The following is a 3269-nucleotide window of genomic DNA, read 5'->3' on the forward strand; positions in this document are numbered from 1 at the left end:
CCAGCGTTCTAACGGAATACTGAGATTCAAAGAGAGTGCACGGTCATTATTTTCATCAGTGTAGCGGCTGTATTGATAATTCAGGCTGTAACCAATTCCCCATTGCTGGCCGGAAACCCCAACAGAGATATTACTGTTTTTCTCGTTATTGCCCCAATAGTCTTGCTGTGAACCGGAGGCATACAGACTTACCCCATCAAATATTGTCTGGCTGATGTTGAATTGAATTTCACTTTTTTGGCGACTGTTATAGCCCCAATTGCGGGTATTGGCTTCATCAAAACTAAAATAGCCATCGTTGGTATAGCGATAGTAGCTAACAGCGATATTGGTGTTGGTTTCCGGGATATCTTTGATGTACTGCGTACGCCATTGATAGCCATGAAAAGAGTGCTGGTTATCGAATTGGGTGTCAGCTCTGTTGATATCCATCGACAACGCGCCCAGTGCGCCAAGTGTGCCGCCGATACCGATCCCCAGCGCATAATAATCTTCAGAACCGAGCAGGCCGCCATACAGCGTAAAAGTATTATTCAAACCATATATTGCCGTGGCTTCAGCAAATTCGGGTTCCTTGCTATCACTGTTTGCATCAGCGCGATAGCGTCCAGCGGCCGCGCTATATTTTAGATGCCCAGGTCGCTGCATCATGGGTAATGAAGAATAAGGCTGGATAAAGCGACGTTGTGTACCGTCACTTTCTTCAATCGTGACTTCTAAATCGCCGCTGTTGGAAGAGGGGTAGAGATCGTTAATTTCAAAGGCACCCGCTGGCACGTTGCTTTGATAGATCACATAACCATTTTGCCTGATAGTCACGATTGCACTACTGTTTGCGATACCGCGTACCGTTGGGGCAAATCCGCGCTGGCTGTTTGGCAACATATTATCGTCGGAAGCGAGTTGCACGCCAGTAAAGGTGTAGCTGGAAAAAATACTGCCGCTGGTGGCGCTTTCTCCCAGAAGCAACTGAGACTTCAACGCCTTGATATCACGTTGTAAATAACTACTGATAGTGTTCCAGCTTGACGCCTGATCGTTGCGTGTCCACGTAGAATAGTTACGTAATCGCCAGGGGCCAAAATTAGCACCATTTTGCATATTCAGGTACTGTCGTTAGCTACGATTGCCCTGGCGGTAACGGTTATCAGAACCTGTAAACGAGTAGTTGGTAAACAGCGTTGGTATACCATCGTCCCAACGAGAAGGGGAGACGTAACCTCTTGCATCACGGTACAGTGCAATTTGGGGAATGCTCAAATTAAGTCGCTGATGATTGAAATCAAATTCAGCAGCTGTACCGGGAATGATTTGTTCAAGCGAGTTGATCACGCTATCGTCATCTTTTTCAGCCAGCGCCGGGATTTCATCCACCTTAATACCCAGCTCACGTAGTTGTTCTACCGTAAACTGTGTCTGCAGAAGTTGCTCTGTATTGGCGGTAAATGTAATTTTTTTCTGTGAAACCTTCTTTTTATTCAGCCAGATATCAACCTGATAAGTTCCTGGTAGTTGTGCGTATTTTTTTGAAAAACGTGACAGATCGGTTGTTTGCATACCACTTTTTGTAGTTTCCAGCATAATGGGGTCGAAATAATACTCTTCGGCGTTAGCGGTAGTGCAAAGCATGCCGCTGCCAGTGAGCACCATCGGCAAACAACGTTTGATAATGAGCGCCAACTGTTTCGGTGTGCGTTTATGTCCCTGGTGGTGTCGTTGTGGCATTCCCTGATGACCTGTGTTTTTATATTTTTTATTGCAGTGGACGAGTTTCTGTCCCGGAACTGCCGCCATAATCGTTGATCGCAGCCCATTTCACGTTCTTTCCGCCAGATGCTGGAAGTGGTAACTGTTTATGTTCTCCGGGCGCGATATATTCAATTTTGCTTGTGAGATCGGTTTTATCGACTGCCAGTCCGGCAAATACGACGTAATATTCAGTTGGGTTATATATATTGAGTGAATGGTCACTACGTTTAAATTCCAGTGATTTCCACGCATCGTTTACCCGTCCCTTCAGGTGTGCGGGGCGATAAAACATTTTGATCCGTGTTTTAAATACCAGCGTCAACTCGTTAGCATTAACATCATCTGATTTTTTCTTTGCTGGAATGGCACGAACATTAATGTAGAACAGCGACTCTTTATTTTCAGGCAGGTTATCAGCTGTTTTAATAATTCGCAGTGATGAGTCATCGCCAGCCTCAAGACGAAATAGCGGTGGGGTTATAATAAATGGGGCACGGCTTTTACCATCTATATTATCTACCCATGATTGCAGTAAATAAGGCGTTTCTGCGCCTTTGTTTGCGACAGGTAACGCAGCCTCTTTGCGGCTGGCATCATAGATCACTCGCGTTCGCTGTAAAACGATACCCCCTGCAAGCGCCTGGCCGATACAGAAGCTACACAACAAGGTTAATATCACCGCGAATGTTCGTTTTGACATAGTTATTTTTCAACCTGATACAACGAGAAAGAGGAAGGAAAAGGGCGTTATCTGAAAGGTCAGATAACGCCGTAACGTATTAACGGTAATCCAGCGTTACGTTAACGACAGCGTCTGCTTCCCCTGGGGTGATTTCTGATGCTTCAACGGTTGATACGTAGTAAGCGATGAGGTCAACATTGACAATACCATTGGAGTCCGCTGGGATCTGATAAATCGTGTTATCATTCCCCATAGCATTCAGTGGCATAAGGTTTCCGCTTTCCGCATCGTCAATACGGATACCCACACCTGTTGCCGCTGTGCCAGCAAAAGAGCCCACTTTTGCCAGATTAGGGAAGTTAGGGACGGTGCCATTATCCCGCGTTTCCAGCCATAAACGGAAAGACGCTTCAACGTTGCCGTTATCGTGCTCCCACCCAGTCACTGGGCAGTTAACTAAAGGAATAGTGAATGGAAATTTTGGGCTACGATCGCCAACAGAACGAAACTGTTCGGCATTATAGTGACCAAGAGCAACTTCAATTTTCTTATCAGAGTCATTGATTTCACAAGCGGATTTTAAAATCTCGCCATCAAAAACTATTTCACCATCGGTTGCAGCGGCATTACCTGCGAAAAGCGCAAGTAAGCCCACAATAGCTGTTTTTGTAACTTTATTCATTTATAACCTTATCCTTGTAACAAGTACATAATCATATTTAATGTGAATATATGTTCAACATCTTGGTAATGACTCCAACTTACTGATAGTGTTTTATGCTCAGATAATGCCCGATGACCTTGTCATGCAGCTCCACCGATTTTGAGAACGACAGTG

The 3269-nt window shown here is 45.1% G+C and carries 3 protein-coding genes and 1 pseudogene; all 4 read right to left on the reverse strand.

Features of this window, described 5'->3' with window-relative positions; genetic code table 11:
- Positions 1 to 1725, reverse strand: a pseudogene (locus tag ACUU1M_RS19440) (fimbria/pilus outer membrane usher protein); the annotation flags it as partial.
- A gap of 28 nt (positions 1726 to 1753) precedes the next feature.
- A complete protein-coding gene (locus ACUU1M_RS19445; RefSeq protein ID WP_000044775.1) occupies positions 1754 to 2449 on the reverse strand; it encodes a fimbrial biogenesis chaperone in 696 nt (231 codons plus the stop codon).
- A 79-nt stretch (positions 2450 to 2528) separates the two neighbouring features.
- Positions 2529 to 3113, reverse strand: coding sequence for a fimbrial protein (locus ACUU1M_RS19450; RefSeq protein WP_001045439.1), 585 nt, complete (start codon positions 3111 to 3113; stop codon positions 2529 to 2531).
- Positions 3114 to 3192: 79 nt separating this feature from the next.
- On the reverse strand, positions 3193 to 3269 hold a 77-nt coding region (locus ACUU1M_RS19455), incomplete at its 5' end, for an IS1 family transposase (protein ID WP_216078975.1).

The sequence above is a fragment of the Shigella sp. SIG6 genome (assembly GCF_053555815.1).

Bases quoted from the DNA above. Each gene is read 5' to 3' on its own strand.
- ACUU1M_RS19445 (WP_000044775.1), bottom strand. From the start codon at position 2,449: ATGTCAAAACGAACATTCGCGGTGATATTAACCTTGTTGTGTAGCTTC.
- ACUU1M_RS19450 (WP_001045439.1), bottom strand. From the start codon at position 3,113: ATGAATAAAGTTACAAAAACAGCTATTGTGGGCTTACTTGCGCTTTTC.